This is a genomic window from Cytobacillus oceanisediminis, assembly GCF_004366035.1.
Taxonomy (GTDB): Bacteria; Bacillota; Bacilli; order Bacillales; family Cytobacillaceae; genus Cytobacillus; species Cytobacillus oceanisediminis_C.
The window spans coordinates 317,256-331,378 of sequence record NZ_SOEE01000003.1 but is presented as its reverse complement, the minus strand read 5'-3'; the positions used below and the strand labels follow the sequence as shown (position 1 = coordinate 331,378).

Below are 14,123 nucleotides of genomic sequence, written 5' to 3'. Positions count from 1 at the left end.
AGAGGGTCACCTCCCTATTCCCCTGTGAGGAGGCCCTGATATGAAGATACTTGTCGTAGACGATGATGTAAATATACAAAAACTCGTCACAATCCATCTAAATCGTGAGGGCTATCAGGTCCTGCGCGCACACAATGCACAAGAAGCTCTAGCACTTTTAGAGGAACAAACCGCAGATTTAGCAGTTGTCGATGTCATGATGCCTGGTATGGACGGTTTCGAACTCACCAGGCTTCTGACTAAGGACTTCGGAATCCCTGTTATCCTATTAACGGCGAAGGGACAGCTGTGTGATAAAGAACTGGGATTCTTAGCCGGATCTGAAGATTATATTGTAAAGCCGTTTGAAGTGAAGGAGCTCCTTTTCCGGGTAGCCGTGGTGTTAAGAAGAGCTGAGCGGGCAATGGAAACAGTCGTCAAAGCCGGAAACCTGTTAATGGACAGAAAAAGCTTTGAAGTGGAAATCGATCAGGAGACCATCCTTTTTCCATTAAAGGAATTTGAGCTGCTAAGCTTACTTTCGGCACGAAAAAATAAAATCACACAGCGCGCTGCATTGATCGAACAGGCTTGGGGAGCGGATTATGAGGGCAGCGAACAGACTTTAAATACCCATATCAACCGGATTCGCGACCGTTTGAAAAAATATGGCGCAAGCGTTGAAATCCAGACTGTTCGCGGAATCGGGTATAAGCTTGAGGAAATAAAATGAAAACCCTCTACCGGAAATTCATTGCAGCCACACTTGTGATTTTAGCCATTAGCATCGTGCTTTCCTTCATTTTAACCAATTGGGTCTATATGACTTCAACAAAGGGGAAAATCGACAGACAAAATGTTGTAATTGCAGAGGAAATCGCTCATGGTCTGGAGAATATACATTCCTCGGGCCCTACTTATGAAACTTACTTAAATTCTATGAGCAAGCTCGGCTATCAGATCTATATCGTAACTGAATCAGGTGAAGGGGAATTCTTCGGGCAGCCGTTCAATAAGACAGAATTGCCAGAGGAAGCTTCCAAAGTCCTGACCGATCATGATGTTTATCATGGTATGGATAGCTTTGCCGGCCAATTTCTGATGATGGGCCATTTTTCAAACGATCTGGAAAATACCGTTGGTGTCCCTTTTACTATGAACGACCAGAATTACGGGCTATTTCTTCGCCCGAATAATAAGCTGCTTTTCTCGGACATTCATATGATTTTCGCATGGTTCTTTGTCGCCATTGCTGTTGTCAGCATCACAGGAGTGATCTGGTTCGCCAAGCACCTTATCAAGCCGATCACGAAGCTGACGGAAGCAACCAGGGAAATCACACGGGAAAATTTCAACTTCCCATTGAATATTGCTCGCAGAGATGAAATTGGACAGCTGGCAGAAAGCTTTAGCCGCATGCAGGAGCAGCTGCAGCACAATGACGAGGCCCGCAAGTCATTCATCAACAATGTGTCTCATGACTTTCAGTCCCCTCTTATGAATATTCAAGGATATGCAGAACTTCTGCAGACACAGAAACTGTCTGCAGAAGAACATTTCGAATATGTGCAGATCATCGATCAGGAGTCGAAGCGGCTCTCCAACCTGACCAAACAGCTTTTGCTTTTGACTTCACTTGACCAGAAATCATATCCGATGAAGCTTTCGGAAGTGAAACTGGACGATCAGATCAAGGAAACCATCCGCAGGCATCAATGGCGGCTGGAAGAAAAAGAGATTGAGGTTTCCTATAAGCTTGCGCCTGTCATTTTCAAGGGGGATCCAGAGCTGATGGTGAATATCTGGGACAATCTGCTGACGAATGCGATAAAATATAACTCTCATGGCGGGAGCATTTTAATCAGCCTGTCTCAAACTGAAACAGCGATTGTAGTTGTTTTTAAAGACACCGGGATTGGAATATCCGAGGATACAATCAGCCAGATTTTCGACCGTTTTTACCGGGTGGACTCGGCAAGAAAAAGAGATGGCACAGGACTCGGGCTTTCGATTGTGAAACAGATTATTGAACTGCATTATGGGGAAATAAAGGCAGTCAGCCAGGCTGGCAAAGGAACCTCTTTTACCATCACATTTTTCAGGGAGAAACAACGGGAGGAATAAAAAACTATGGAACAACAATGGAGCATCAGATTAATAAGATTTGCAGCCATCTTTGGCATTATCGGGACCTATCTTGGATCGCATATGTCCGGGCAGATGGATTATTCTTTAAGGCCTATTCACGCCCACATCCTGCTGGTAGGATGGCTTTCTGTATTTGCATGGGGAATCTTTTATAAAGTATACCGTGTAAAATATAAAAAGCTCGTTTCCATTCACAGCATACTTGGAATGGCAGGAGCACTCGGATTGACAATCGGAATGTGGATGTACACATTAAATCCGTTTAATTTAGGGGATACCTTTATTCTAATCTTCTTCATCGCGGGCGGAACCTTGCTGTTGCTAGCCTTTGCACTGTTTGTGGCGATTACCTTTTTGACTGAAAAAACATCAGAACGTTAAGTTAGAAGAGCAATGCAATCCTGTTTTAGAGGCTGCATTGCTCTTTTTTTGTCAGCTATTCAGCTATAAAGCTATATACGGATAGAGGCTTAACTTCTCTTGATTCTGTTAGCGCTCTCAGTATCGAAACCTCAGAATGCAGAAGATCTGTTATTTTTTCCGGCATATTCTTTACTCCCTTTATTTCATCGTTAAAGTCCATCAGCACCTTATCTATTTCCCAAAGGCTGTCCTGCAAATCAGGGGAATCTATGTTAGAATCCTTTATGATTCGCCATCCTGCTTGTCCCGCAATATCTCTCAAATCGCCGGGAGTCAGCAGAGTTCTCACATTAGAATCACTTTCTTGTTTAAAGGCTTCATATTGTGCCTGAATGAGGATTGATAATAAATGCGGATATTGTTCGATTGTGTTTATTTCGGTGCTCCATTCTGCAAAGCAAAGCTGCTTTCCCCATTTTTTCACCTTTTCGAGGATCCTTAATAGCTCGGCAGAAGATTTCGTGTACCATGAACAGTGAGAGAATACGATATAGTCATAGAAGTTTTCCTGAAAATCCACATTCTCATCTAAAATATCTAAATTAAAATCTAATTTAATTTGCTTGCCGACTCTGGAATGGTTCAGGTATTCAGCTGATTCACCGAGTGAAACCGGACTTCCATATGAAGGTGAAGCCGAATCAATCCCTTGTACAAGCCCCTTTTCACCAATATAGGCAGCCAGCACCGCGGTTGTATCTCCCTGTCCGCACCCGATTTCCAGAATTCGGCTTTCAGCTTTTATATCCCAGAAATCCACAAGCTTTATGCGATGCCTCGTCTGAACCATCTGTACTTCATATGCTTTTTTGCTAGCGGCCATGCAGTCAACTATAGCTTTTATTTCATTTTCATTCATGGGTTTATTTGCTCCTTCGGGAATTTTGCTGCTGACAGTTAAATTCTATAGATTCTGGCATTATCCTTCTCCAGATCCAATATGGGCTAAAAGAATTAAGCTGCCCAGCGAGCAGCTCAATTTCATTTGTTCCAATAGGCTTTAGCATCAGCTTCCAGAACTTTCAACCTCTGATAATAGTCAGGAAACTCGTTAAGATGGGCCAATGCAATTTTTCCCGTAAGCAGCGGATCATCTCCTGTAACGTCTGTTCGGCTTGACTGTTTCCCATGTTCAAGTTCTACATTTACGCCCATCCAGAATTCATTCAAATCAAACTTGCTTTTCGTAAAATCGATTCCTGACAGTAATGCAATGGCTGCCGCTTCCTCCTTGGAAAAGCTTACTCTTGCTCTTTTGAAATGATTGCTTAGCGAAGCTTGATGGTTAACATGGCAGTTATTAAAGGAATGTACATACGGATTATATGAGTAATACAACTACATCACTCCTCAATGCTAGTTACCATAATGTATGTGAATGATCTACTTAGGAGCATGGACTAGATCAAATAAAAAAGGGCCTAAAAGGCCCTTTACTAACAGCATCTTCCCGTATTCCCGATCATCGAAATCCCGCTCCCGTTCCCGCTTCGCTCTAAAACAAGGTCTTCGGTGTTTGGTTCAATAATAGGGTCGATTGCTACTTTGATTTCATTGATTGTGACTATAATATCATCTGCTGCTGGCTCATCCAGAGCCAGTCCTATTCTTGGCTGTCCTCAGCCATAGCCGTCAAAAAAGATGCGGATACCGCTGGCATTTTGTTCTTCCAGCATTTTTCTTAATTCATCACGCGCATTGTCTGTAATCATCATGTCTGTTCCCTCCCTTGGATGTTTTTTAGTATATTATTTACTTTCCAGTTTCGGCAAATGTTTTAATGCGTCCGCCAATTTCATCACGAACACGCTGGAAGAAAGCCCATTTTTCATCTTCTGTTCCTTCTGCTTTTGCAGGGTCATCGAATCCCCAGTGTTCGCGCTTCACATGAGGAGGAGTCATTGGGCATTTATCAGCTGCGTCTCCGCAAAGCGTTACTACCAAATCAGCATTATTTAGGATTTCCGGGTCAATAATATCAGAAGTCTGATTTGAAATATCAATGCCTGCTTCTTTCATTGCTTTTACAGCGTTAGGATTTAAGCCATGTGCTTCGATGCCTGCACTATAAACCTTCCAGTCCTCACCTAAATGCTGCTTTGCCCATCCTTCCGCCATCTGGCTGCGGCATGAGTTGCCCGTGCATAGGAAGTAGATTGTTTTTTTAGTCATGTTGAATTTCTCCTTTTAGGTAAATTTTTTAAAGTATCTGTAACCAAATATATAGACCAACTAATGTTATAAATAAAGTTGGTATGGTTAAAACAATTCCAGTTTTAAAGTACGTTCCCCACGAGATTTTTACTCCTTTAAGGGACAATACATGCAGCCATAGCAGGGTTGCAAGAGAACCAATCGGCGTGATTTTCGGGCCTAAATCAGATCCAATCACGTTCGCATAAATAAGGGCTTCACGCATGATTCCGCTAGTATTCGTATCAGCAATGGCCAGGGCATCAATCATAACGGTTGGCATATTGTTCATGACAGAAGAAAGGATGGCCGCAATGAATCCCATTCCGATCGTTGCCGCGAATAGTCCCTGGTCAGCTGTCATTTGAATCAAGTCTGCCAATACATTTGTAAGACCCGCATTTCTTAATCCGTAAACCACAACATACATGCCAATAGAAAAGAAAACAATAGCCCATGGAGCACCCTTGATGACAGTGCGTGTATTCACGGCCGGGCTTCTTCGTGCCATAACCAGGAAGAAAATGGTTATAATGCCTGCAATGAGTGAAACGGGTACCCCAATCCATTCACTTGCAAAATAACCTATTAATAAGATGCCTAAAACAAGCCATGACAATCGGAACATTTTGCTGTCACGAACTGCTTCAGCCGGTTCCTTCAAATGGGATAAATCATAATTTTTTGGTATGCTTTTTCTAAAGTACAAGAATAAGACTAAAATGCTGGCTGCCAGTGAAAAGAAATTCGGAATAATCATGCGGGACGCATATTCCACAAAGCCAATGCCAAAAAAGTCAGCTGAGACGATATTGACAAGGTTGCTGACAACCAATGGCAGGGACGTTGTATCTGCAATAAATCCGCTCGCAATGATAAACGGAAAAACCAATTTTTCTTCAAATTGAAGGTTCCGGACCATTGCGAGGACGATTGGCGTGAGAATAAGTGCCGCTCCATCATTCGCAAAGAATGCTGCAACAACCGCTCCCAAAATCGAAACGTAAATGAACATCTTCACTCCGCTGCCCTTTGCCGCTCCCGCCATATGTAAAGCGGCCCACTCGAAAAACCCGATTTCATCTAAAATAAGAGATATAATGATGATAGCAATAAAGGTTAATGTGGCATTCCAGACAATGGACGTAACATCTATGACATCATTGAAGTCCACCACACCAGCAATTAGGGCCAGGATAGCTCCGCCGCATGCTGACCAGCCGATCGATAGCCCTTTTGGCTGCCAAATGACTAATATGAGGGTGACCAAGAAAATCACCGATGCTAAAACTATTTGAGTCAATGTGTTCCCCCCTCTTACTCACAGGAAATTCGTAATCCCTGTTCTTCTAATTCTTCTAATAAATTATCTTGGCTTGGAAGGTGATCGAGCACAGTCCGAACCAATGGGTAGTAATCATTATCCTGATTCAATGAATAAATAATCCACTGACCTCTCCTGGTTTCCCTTACCACACCTGCATCTTTTAGTTTCCTGAGATGCTGGCTAATGGCTGGCTGGCTCATTTTAAAAATCTCCACAAACTCACACACACAACAATCATGGTTATTTAAAAGTTTGACCATTGTGAGCCGTGTTTTATCGCCTAATAATTTTAAAATGGATGCTGCTTTGTCGATTTCAACTGAGGACACTCTCATGATCTTATCACCTCCGCTTTGCACATATTAATATATAATAATTTACTTATATAAGTAAATGCTTTTTTTCTTATTTACAAAATCTTTACCTATAGTTTGCTTTTTTTATTTTCGCCGTATTCATTTTGTTTTGCTGGTTTTGACAAATGAGCTTATTGGAACAGAAACGTTTTATTTGTGTGGCTGCCCTACTTAAGGCTTTTTCGAACGGGCGAATGAGTCTATGAAGAGCTGACTAAAGATAGCTCTCCGTTCATTCGGACAGGCAAGGAAGAAATCTGAGAGATCCTGTCTGAACTTATTCCAACTTCGGTCTGATAAAAAGGAAATCCGGGAAATCCTGTCTGAACTTTGTCCAACTTCGGACAGGTAAACAAAAAAGACGGGAATTCCTGTCCGGACTTTGTCCAACTTCGGACAAACCTCTTTCCCCACCGAACTTTTAAGTAAAACCTCACAAAAAAACGGCTAAACTATAGCCGCACCCTAATTTAAAGCAGTTTTTCCATAGCCATCACATCAACAAATTCTCCATCCAAAACACCCTGGTTTTGAAATATGCCAACTTCACGATACCCCATTTTCTTGTACAGTCCCTGTCCAAGGCCATTAAATGGAAAAGTAAACAAAACCAGCTTATGGAACTTATTTTCTCTTGCTTTCATTTCGAGAGCAGAAAGCAGCTTACCGCCCGCTCTTTTGCCTCTGAATGCCCTGGAGATATAGACTGATAGATCTGCCACTCCATCATAAGCACAGCGGCTGTTATACGGATTCAAGGAAGCCCACCCAATCACTTGATCCCCTTTTTCAGCGGCAAGCACGCTATATCGGCCTTGACGCTGTTCAAACCAGTTTGTTATAAAGGAAAGATCTTTTGCCTCTGTTTCCAATGTAGCGATGCGATCTTCTATTCCCTGATTATAAATCGCCAGAATATCCTCTAAATCTGTTTTTCTGGCTTCACGAATAACAATCTCACTCAACATTTCAGTTTCCCCCCTAGTAGAATTCATAGATCTCTTTTTTTATTGATGTGTTCAACCTCCTTGCTAAAGTTGACCAAATTATGGCTAAAATAAGCAGGATTATTGAGCCGCCCCAATACAAAAATGTAAACCCTGCCTCAAATTGGATTAATATGTAACTAAGTGCCGGCCCTAAAGCTGCCCCCACATCTTGAGAGATCGAGTATACCGTAAGGAAAGAAACCACGTTTACCGTTTTAGCTGTGTCCAGAGCAATCGTGTCCAGAATGGTAGATAATATGGTAGCACCAGCCATTACTAGAAGAGTAACGGCTATCCACAGCCCTAATGGAAGTCTAATGGATACCATTCCAAAGACAAAGCCTGCAGAGATTAAAGAAACGATAAAAATCGGCAGTCTCCCCCGTGATCCATCAGACCAGTGCCCCACTGTCCTTCCCAGAAAAGGTTCCCACGACCATCTTACCGCTTGGATGATGCCAGATAATAATGTAACACTGATAACCACATTCCATATAGATATACTCTCTCCGTAAAAATGTTCAATTAAAGAGCTCAGTGTGGATGTCACTATTCCTTGATATAACATGGCAATGAGAAAGCCTGAAACAATAATCGAGGCTTTATATCCTGCCTTTCCAATGAAAGGCGTCTCTTTAGCCATTCTATCTTTCTTTTCAGGAGTCTCATCATCCTGATTAATTTTAGACTTCAGCATTAAAGGAAGCCCCAATAGGGATAATAGCCCAAATGAAATTGAAACCGTGCTCAAGCCTATAATCGGAACGAGCAAGCCGCCAATCAGCATTCCAACCAGGCTTCCTGTTCGGTATAGCCCGTTATATAACCCCATGGAACTTCCCCGCTTATTGGCATCAGCATATACGGCCACAACCGATAATCCGCCTATTCGAAAAAATGACCAGGCAATCCCCCATAATGCACGGAGGATCACCCATGCCGTAAACCCTTCGACAACACCGTAACCTATCGTTGTGAATCCGCCTAAAAGAACAGCAATGATAAGGCCAGCCTTTAATGAAATATGTTTATATATCCAGCCTGCTATTGGATTAAAGGGCAATCGTATGAAACGGTTAATGGATAGAAGCACACCCACTTGCCAGATAGACTCCAGACCTGTATTTTCCCAATAAATAGGCAAGGCAATATACAGCATGGAATCACCTAAGAGACTTAGTGCTGTGACTATGGCGACTATTATTATAGGTTTTGAAGATAAATGATTTTTAATAGCAACCATAAGTCGTTCTCTCCTTTATTAATCATTCGAATGTTTCATTAAATCCCGATAGGCCAAAAGAAATTGTGCATACGTTTCCTGCCCCATTTCAATTTCACGCAATCGAAACAGCCTTTCAAACGTTTTATCTTTAGCTTCCTCAACAGAACATCCGAAAGCATTCATGATTAGTTTCATATATGAGATAAAATATTCTTTTTTAAGTACACCAGCATGATTGATGGTCATTGTCATCACCTATAAATTCGTCATGAGGGGAAGAAATACCCTCCCCTTAATTAATTGCAGCAAGAAGATGCAGGTTCATCACAGGAACTTTTTAGATTAACGCTGCAAACACCCGTTTCCGGCAAATCGAGCTCCACTTTTTCAGCAGCGGCGAAATCACCGCTTAAATAAGCTGCCACTGACCTAACCTGCTCATAGCCTGTCGCCATTAAGAAGGTTGGAGCACGGCCATAACTTTTTGAACCCACGATATATAAATTCTTCTCAGGCTGTCTTAACTCCTTTTCTCCATGCGGGCGAACCGTACCGCAGCTATGAATATTAGGATCAATTAATGGTGCTAATGCATCTACGCTTTCAGTTGAAGAATCAATGGAAGTTCGAAGTTCACTTATGATTGAAAAATCCGGACGGCTTCCTGTATTGACAATCATTTCATCGATTCCATCCAGGCTGCTATGCTTGCCATTTTGACTGCCTATTAACTCAATTCCCGTTTCTGACTTTTTGACCAGCTGGATACGAAATGGAGTAATGGCCATCACTTGCCCGTTATCAACCAATTGATGGATTCTGCTTCCGAGGCGGCCGCGTGCTTCCAGCGCATCCCTTTCTTCTCCTCCGTAGGCATCCTCAACCTGATTTCTTCTCATAATCCAGAGAATATCTGTTTCGGGATAAGACTCTTTCAATGCGGCTAAATCCAGCAAGGCATTAATGGCTGAATGGCCTCCCCCGACAACTGCTATCCGTTTATTCCTATACCGCTGCTGCTCACTCCCTAATATATCGGGTATTCCATAAAATATTTTTTCCTTCAGCTGCTGTTCTTCAGCCAGCCAAATACCGCTTGACGAAGCTGGATTTGGATTTCCCCAGATGCCTGCAGCATCAATGACTGCTTTTGATTCGTATGTCTTGTACTCGCCATTCTGTTCAGCATGGATAACAAAGGGAGTATTTTCCCGGTTTGCAGTTTTCATTTTATCGGTGTCTTTTCTGCCCACTGACAAAACTTTCGTATTTAAGTGAATAAAAGGCTTTATTTCAGGTAACCTGGACAGCGGCTTTAGATAGTGTTCAACAAGCTCCTCCCCTGTAGGCAAAGCTTCCAGCTGCGGCTGTACCCAGCCATTGGCGCTTAATAACCTGGCAGCCGCTTTATCAATATTGTATCTCCATGGTGAGAATAACCGAATATGTCCCCAGCTTTTAATATTGGCTCCTGCTTGCTCCCCCGACTCCAGCAGAATAAATGACTGCCCCCTGCTTGACAGGTGTGCAGCAGCTGCCAGTCCAACCGGTCCGGCGCCAATTATAGCCACAGGCAACTCTCTTCCTTCATCCTTGCTTTGTGAAGCCTTTTCTGACAAGTTTTTCTTAGCCGTGCAACAGCCTTTGGCAATAAAAAGTTCATTCTGATTATTCATGCTCTCTCCTCTTTTCTCAAAAATTCGATTGATTTTACTTGCATAATACAAGTATTATACCCAGGGGTTTTACCCCTGAATTGGCTTGCAGCATGCACTGGACTTTGCCATTGCATTATTTAACAAATGAATTGAGCGGATGACTGTTTCTTTTTCAAACTCATTCATTTGTGAAAAAACCTCATGTAAAAATGAATTCATCTGCTGATCTATTGAACCTGCAATGTATTTGCCTTCAGCAGTCAACGAAAGGATACTGATTCTCTTATCAGCAGGATCCGGCGTTTTCTTAACTAACTTCATCTTCACCAAAGATTGAACCTGCCTGCTGAAAGTAGTAATATCCGTCCCTAACGTATCTGCAATCTGCTGCATGGACGGGTTATGCTGATTGTCAATCTCATAAAGAATATGGCTTTGAATGAGGGAAATATCGCATCCGCCGACACTGCAGCAATTTTTATTGAGTAAGCCAAAACGGCGCGTCATTACTTGAAACAAACTGCGAAGATTTTCCATTATTTTCACCTCTTGGTTATATTATAGTTTTGTTATTTGTAGTTTGCAACTATTTTTTAAATTTTTTTACCAAAAAAAGCAGACCAGCATATTTCAAGTCTGCTTCCCATATTATCATAGTTTAATAGTCCTTAAGACGTCATCCCCAGCCCAATAACTCCAACTAAGATGAATGCCAGGGATATAAATTGCTTATATCCAAATTTTTCTTTAAACCAAAACAAACCAGCCAGCGTAATGCCAATACTCCCCACTCCTGTCCAAATAGCATAGGCCACACCTGCTGGAATCCTTTGCATGGCCATGGATAAACAGAAAAAAGAGAAAATAAAACCAACTACCATAACAACGATTGGCCATTTCTTTCTCGTTCCATCCATGTATTTCATGGCAATTGTAGCGATCACTTCTTCGATCCCCGCCAGGACCAATAATCCCCAAGCCATTATGATTCACCTCTCGCTTCAGTGTTTTCCTGTTTCGTAAATGTCTTCATGCCAATGATCCCAGTCAATAATATCATCAGAAAGAATACTTGATTTACCGAAAAAGGCTCCCCCATTATCACACCTAAAATATAAGTGCCTACAGTTCCAATCCCGACGAATACAGTATAAGCAGCAGCAACAGGAATTACCTTATATGAGCGGATCAATAGCATGAAACTTGCTGCTATCAGCACAGTGGTAATCGTCCAATCCAGAATTGAATCTGCATATTTTAAACCTGAAGCCCACATCACTTCCAGGATGCCGGCTGCAAATACTAACATCCATTTCATTTTCTCTCAACTCCCATGAATGACAGTCAGTCATTTTTTCTTTAAAGAAAAATTATTGGAAGCGGTCCAATAATTTTAGTCAGTGATTAATGATTTCCTGATAAATTTAAAAAGCTCATCTTTATAAACAGTCAGGGACTCATCCTGCTCGCCGCCAATATAATATCTTTCAGCAGCATTTTCGATAAGGTTAATAATGGTCCTTGAGGTCCACTTTACATTAATGTCTGCATAAATTTCTTCTTTTTGAACTGCCTTGCTGATTTCTATCTCAAGCCATTCGTAATATGGCCGGTAAACCTCTTCCCATTTTTCAAGGGAATGGTTGACAGCAAGTCCTGAGTATACAAGTACTATGATATCTTTATGATCATCTGTAACCTTAAATGTCACATCAATGACGGCATCTAACGTACTCCAGAAGCTTTCAGCTCCCTGCACCTTCCTCTTCATCCGATCCAGTATTTTGGTGAGAAGTGAATTGGCGATCGCAGGAACCAAATCACTTTTTGAAGAAAAATATAAATAGAACGTTCCCTGGGCGATGCCTGCTTTCTTTACGATCTCTGATACGGAGGATTTTTCAAGGCCTTTATCAGAAATAACCTCTATAGCAGCGTTCAGTATTCTACTGTATTTATCATCTGGCCGATCCTGCATGGATATCTCCTCCTCCTCCATAAGTGACTGACTGTCATTCATTATACCAATCCTTTCCCTTTCTATCAAGAATAATGAAAAGTCCCTTAAAACTTGGTATTTTTCCAAAACTAATTACTTTGCACAAAGTATATTATTGATTATACTTGATTTGTAAACGATTTATAAATAGATAAATTAAGGGGGAAATATAATGGGTAAATTCGATAATAAAATTGTATTGGTTACTGGCGGAGCATCCGGAATGGGAAAACGAATGACTGAGCTTTTAGTTGAAGAAGGCGCTTATGTTATTGCAGCTGACATTAAAAAAGAGCTCCTGGACGTTGTCAGCCAAAATGATTCAGTGGAAGGCAAATTGCTGAATGTCATGTCAGAGGATGATTGGAAAAAGGCAGTGGAAGAAATCGTTGCCGATCATGGAAGAATCGATGTTCTTATTAATAATGCCGGCATTTCAAGTGAGAAGCATATGGATGAGGTGACCATTGAAGATTGGGATCTCATGATGCGCATTAATGGTTTCGGGCCATTTGCAGGAATGAAGCATGTATTGCCGCAGATGGTCAAACAGCAAAGCGGTGCTATTGTGAATATTTCAAGCTACACAGCCATGGTTGGAATGGGGACAAACACGTACACTGCTTCAAAAGGGGCTGTCAGAGCCATATCCAGAGCGGCAAGCACACAGTATGGCCGTTTCGGCATCAGGGTTAATGCCGTCTTCCCTGGTGTTATTAAAACGCCAATGACAGAAAACCTGTCAGAATCCAGTGAAGTGCTGCAAAGATTAATTCAGGCCACTCCGCTCCAAAGACTTGGGGAAGCTGATGACGTGGCACGCGCTGTATTGTTCCTTGCTTCAGATGATTCTTCATATATTACAGGAGCAGAATTAGTTATTGACGGCGGATTTTCCGCACAATAGAAAAGCGGAAGGCTCATTAAGCTAGACAGTTATCTAACTTTCAGAGCAGATAAGCCTATCCTAAACAAAGAAACTGTCCAAGCGGACAGTTTCTTTGTTTAAGTTAACATTTGCGTTCCCCCATCTACCATTATTGTCTGCCCGGTAATGTAGGAACTGCTTTCGCTGCTTAAGAATACCGCCGCTTCCCCAATATCCTTTTCAGGATCTCCCATGCGGCCAAGCGGAATTCCATTGAGTACCTGCTCATATTGATCAGGGAAGTTCTCACTCCAATTTTTCACGCCTTCAGTATAAGCAATTGGTGAGATTAAATTTACATTAATCTGATCCTTAGCCCACTCATTTGCAACGGTTCGCGTCAAACCGCGAATCGCTTCTTTTGCAGATCCATAGGAAGCCTGGTTAACCTGGCCCGAAATACCGGCACCTGAAGCAAAGTTAATCACGTATCCTTTATTTTTCTTAAGCTGCTCGTATGAGGCTTGCATTAAATGGACAGTAGGGTAAAATCCTGTATTAAAGGATAATTCAAAGTCTTCCAGTGTCGTATTCACAAATGGCATCTGTCTGGAAACATGGGCGTTGTTGACAAGGATGTCCAATTTTCCATACTGTGAGATTGTCTCCTGCACAAGCTCTACGGCATTTTCCTTGCGGGATATGTCTTTTTCAATAAAATAAATCGATCCAAACTGGCTTAATTTCTGTACAGCCGCTTCTCCGGCTTCCCGGTTGATATCTGCAATCACGACTTTAGCGCCATGTTTCAGCATGGCTGTGGCTATCCCCTTGCCAATGCCGCCGGCACCGCCAGTAATTAATGCAACTTTGTCCTTTAGATTCATATGATCTCCTCCTCATCTTTATTATAAATCATTAATTACTTTGCGCAAAGTAATTATTAAAAGGAGCTGCT

At 42.0% G+C, this 14,123-nt stretch carries 18 protein-coding genes; 4 read left to right on the top strand and 14 right to left on the bottom strand.

All coding sequences use genetic code 11. The features are described 5' to 3' along the window. The first annotated feature begins 40 nt into the window (after positions 1-40). Genes DFO72_RS09905 through DFO72_RS09895 form a run of 3 tightly spaced genes read left to right on the top strand, consistent with a single transcriptional unit; the run spans position 41 to position 2,508 of the window. Complete coding sequence (locus tag DFO72_RS09905) at positions 41-712, top strand: response regulator transcription factor (protein WP_113881536.1); 672 nt, start codon at positions 41-43, stop codon at positions 710-712. Continuing rightward, a complete protein-coding gene (locus DFO72_RS09900) occupies positions 709-2,103 on the top strand; it encodes a sensor histidine kinase (protein ID WP_113881535.1) in 1,395 nt (464 codons plus the stop codon). The genes DFO72_RS09905 and DFO72_RS09900 overlap by 4 nt, the downstream gene beginning before the upstream one ends. A 6-nt stretch (positions 2,104-2,109) precedes the next feature. Continuing rightward, entirely contained in the window at positions 2,110-2,508 is a 399-nt protein-coding gene (locus tag DFO72_RS09895) for a hypothetical protein (protein WP_113881534.1), read from the top strand. Positions 2,509-2,563: 55 nt separating this feature from the next. Here DFO72_RS09895 and DFO72_RS09890 read toward each other — a convergent pair whose 3' ends face one another. From DFO72_RS09890 to DFO72_RS09830, 13 genes are all read right to left on the bottom strand, one after another. After that, on the bottom strand, positions 2,564-3,409 hold the full coding sequence (locus DFO72_RS09890; RefSeq protein WP_113881533.1) for a class I SAM-dependent methyltransferase: 846 nt from the start codon (positions 3,407-3,409) through the stop codon (positions 2,564-2,566). Positions 3,410-3,531: 122 nt separating this feature from the next. Then, positions 3,532-3,888 carry a DUF5661 family protein gene (locus DFO72_RS09885; RefSeq protein WP_181782260.1) on the bottom strand — a complete coding sequence of 119 codons (357 nt, stop codon included), beginning with the start codon at positions 3,886-3,888 and terminating at the stop codon, positions 3,532-3,534. 414 nt (positions 3,889-4,302) lie between these two features. Continuing rightward, positions 4,303-4,722 carry an arsenate reductase (thioredoxin) gene (gene arsC / locus DFO72_RS09880; RefSeq protein WP_113881532.1) on the bottom strand — a complete coding sequence of 140 codons (420 nt, stop codon included), beginning with the start codon at positions 4,720-4,722 and terminating at the stop codon, positions 4,303-4,305. A gap of 28 nt (positions 4,723-4,750) precedes the next feature. Beyond that, entirely contained in the window at positions 4,751-6,046 is a 1,296-nt protein-coding gene (locus DFO72_RS09875; RefSeq protein WP_113881531.1) for an arsenic transporter, read from the bottom strand. A gap of 14 nt (positions 6,047-6,060) precedes the next feature. Continuing rightward, positions 6,061-6,405: an ArsR/SmtB family transcription factor gene (locus DFO72_RS09870; RefSeq protein ID WP_113881530.1), complete on the bottom strand. Its 345-nt coding sequence runs from the start codon at positions 6,403-6,405 to the stop codon at positions 6,061-6,063. A 491-nt stretch (positions 6,406-6,896) separates the two neighbouring features. Beyond that, positions 6,897-7,391 (bottom strand): arsinothricin resistance N-acetyltransferase ArsN1 family A, encoded by a 495-nt coding sequence (locus tag DFO72_RS09865; protein ID WP_113881703.1) that lies wholly within the window; start codon positions 7,389-7,391, stop codon positions 6,897-6,899. 16 nt (positions 7,392-7,407) lie between these two features. Beyond that, a complete protein-coding gene (locus DFO72_RS09860; protein WP_113881529.1) occupies positions 7,408-8,658 on the bottom strand; it encodes an MFS transporter in 1,251 nt (416 codons plus the stop codon). Positions 8,659-8,676: 18 nt separating this feature from the next. Continuing rightward, a complete protein-coding gene (locus DFO72_RS09855) occupies positions 8,677-8,886 on the bottom strand; it encodes a hypothetical protein (RefSeq protein ID WP_113881528.1) in 210 nt (69 codons plus the stop codon). 50 nt (positions 8,887-8,936) lie between these two features. Further along, positions 8,937-10,316, bottom strand: a complete 1,380-nt coding sequence (locus DFO72_RS09850; protein WP_113881527.1) for an FAD-dependent oxidoreductase — start codon at positions 10,314-10,316, stop codon at positions 8,937-8,939. Between the two features lie 69 nt (positions 10,317-10,385). Then, on the bottom strand, positions 10,386-10,835 hold the full coding sequence (locus tag DFO72_RS09845; protein ID WP_113881526.1) for a MarR family winged helix-turn-helix transcriptional regulator: 450 nt from the start codon (positions 10,833-10,835) through the stop codon (positions 10,386-10,388). Between the two features lie 131 nt (positions 10,836-10,966). Continuing rightward, a complete protein-coding gene (locus DFO72_RS09840; protein WP_113881525.1) occupies positions 10,967-11,281 on the bottom strand; it encodes a DMT family transporter in 315 nt (104 codons plus the stop codon). Then, the gene (locus DFO72_RS09835) at positions 11,281-11,616 is read right to left on the bottom strand and encodes a DMT family transporter (RefSeq protein ID WP_113881524.1); all 336 of its coding nucleotides are present in this window, start codon (positions 11,614-11,616) and stop codon (positions 11,281-11,283) included. The genes DFO72_RS09840 and DFO72_RS09835 overlap by 1 nt, the downstream gene beginning before the upstream one ends. Before the next feature lie 75 nt (positions 11,617-11,691). Beyond that, positions 11,692-12,276, bottom strand: a complete 585-nt coding sequence (locus DFO72_RS09830) for a TetR family transcriptional regulator (protein ID WP_113881523.1) — start codon at positions 12,274-12,276, stop codon at positions 11,692-11,694. A 193-nt stretch (positions 12,277-12,469) separates the two neighbouring features. Between DFO72_RS09830 and DFO72_RS09825 the strand changes: the two genes are divergently transcribed. Beyond that, a complete protein-coding gene (locus tag DFO72_RS09825) occupies positions 12,470-13,204 on the top strand; it encodes an SDR family NAD(P)-dependent oxidoreductase (RefSeq protein ID WP_113881522.1) in 735 nt (244 codons plus the stop codon). 98 nt (positions 13,205-13,302) lie between these two features. On the opposite strand, the gene DFO72_RS09820 is transcribed toward DFO72_RS09825, so the two are convergent. Beyond that, positions 13,303-14,052: an SDR family NAD(P)-dependent oxidoreductase gene (locus DFO72_RS09820; RefSeq protein WP_113881521.1), complete on the bottom strand. Its 750-nt coding sequence runs from the start codon at positions 14,050-14,052 to the stop codon at positions 13,303-13,305. Positions 14,053-14,123 lie beyond the last annotated feature (71 nt).

Bases quoted from the DNA above. Each gene is read 5' to 3' on its own strand.
- DFO72_RS09905 (WP_113881536.1), top strand. From the start codon at position 41: ATGAAGATACTTGTCGTAGACGATGATGTAAATATACAAAAACTCGTC.
- DFO72_RS09900 (WP_113881535.1), top strand. From the start codon at position 709: ATGAAAACCCTCTACCGGAAATTCATTGCAGCCACACTTGTGATTTTA.
- DFO72_RS09895 (WP_113881534.1), top strand. From the start codon at position 2,110: ATGGAACAACAATGGAGCATCAGATTAATAAGATTTGCAGCCATCTTT.
- DFO72_RS09890 (WP_113881533.1), bottom strand. From the start codon at position 3,409: ATGAATGAAAATGAAATAAAAGCTATAGTTGACTGCATGGCCGCTAGC.
- arsC (WP_113881532.1), bottom strand. From the start codon at position 4,722: ATGACTAAAAAAACAATCTACTTCCTATGCACGGGCAACTCATGCCGC.
- DFO72_RS09870 (WP_113881530.1), bottom strand. From the start codon at position 6,405: ATGAGAGTGTCCTCAGTTGAAATCGACAAAGCAGCATCCATTTTAAAA.
- DFO72_RS09860 (WP_113881529.1), bottom strand. From the start codon at position 8,658: ATGGTTGCTATTAAAAATCATTTATCTTCAAAACCTATAATAATAGTC.
- DFO72_RS09855 (WP_113881528.1), bottom strand. From the start codon at position 8,886: ATGACCATCAATCATGCTGGTGTACTTAAAAAAGAATATTTTATCTCA.
- DFO72_RS09850 (WP_113881527.1), bottom strand. From the start codon at position 10,316: ATGAATAATCAGAATGAACTTTTTATTGCCAAAGGCTGTTGCACGGCT.
- DFO72_RS09845 (WP_113881526.1), bottom strand. From the start codon at position 10,835: ATGGAAAATCTTCGCAGTTTGTTTCAAGTAATGACGCGCCGTTTTGGC.
- DFO72_RS09840 (WP_113881525.1), bottom strand. From the start codon at position 11,281: ATGGCTTGGGGATTATTGGTCCTGGCGGGGATCGAAGAAGTGATCGCT.
- DFO72_RS09835 (WP_113881524.1), bottom strand. From the start codon at position 11,616: ATGAAATGGATGTTAGTATTTGCAGCCGGCATCCTGGAAGTGATGTGG.
- DFO72_RS09830 (WP_113881523.1), bottom strand. From the start codon at position 12,276: ATGCAGGATCGGCCAGATGATAAATACAGTAGAATACTGAACGCTGCT.
- DFO72_RS09825 (WP_113881522.1), top strand. From the start codon at position 12,470: ATGGGTAAATTCGATAATAAAATTGTATTGGTTACTGGCGGAGCATCC.
- DFO72_RS09820 (WP_113881521.1), bottom strand. From the start codon at position 14,052: ATGAATCTAAAGGACAAAGTTGCATTAATTACTGGCGGTGCCGGCGGC.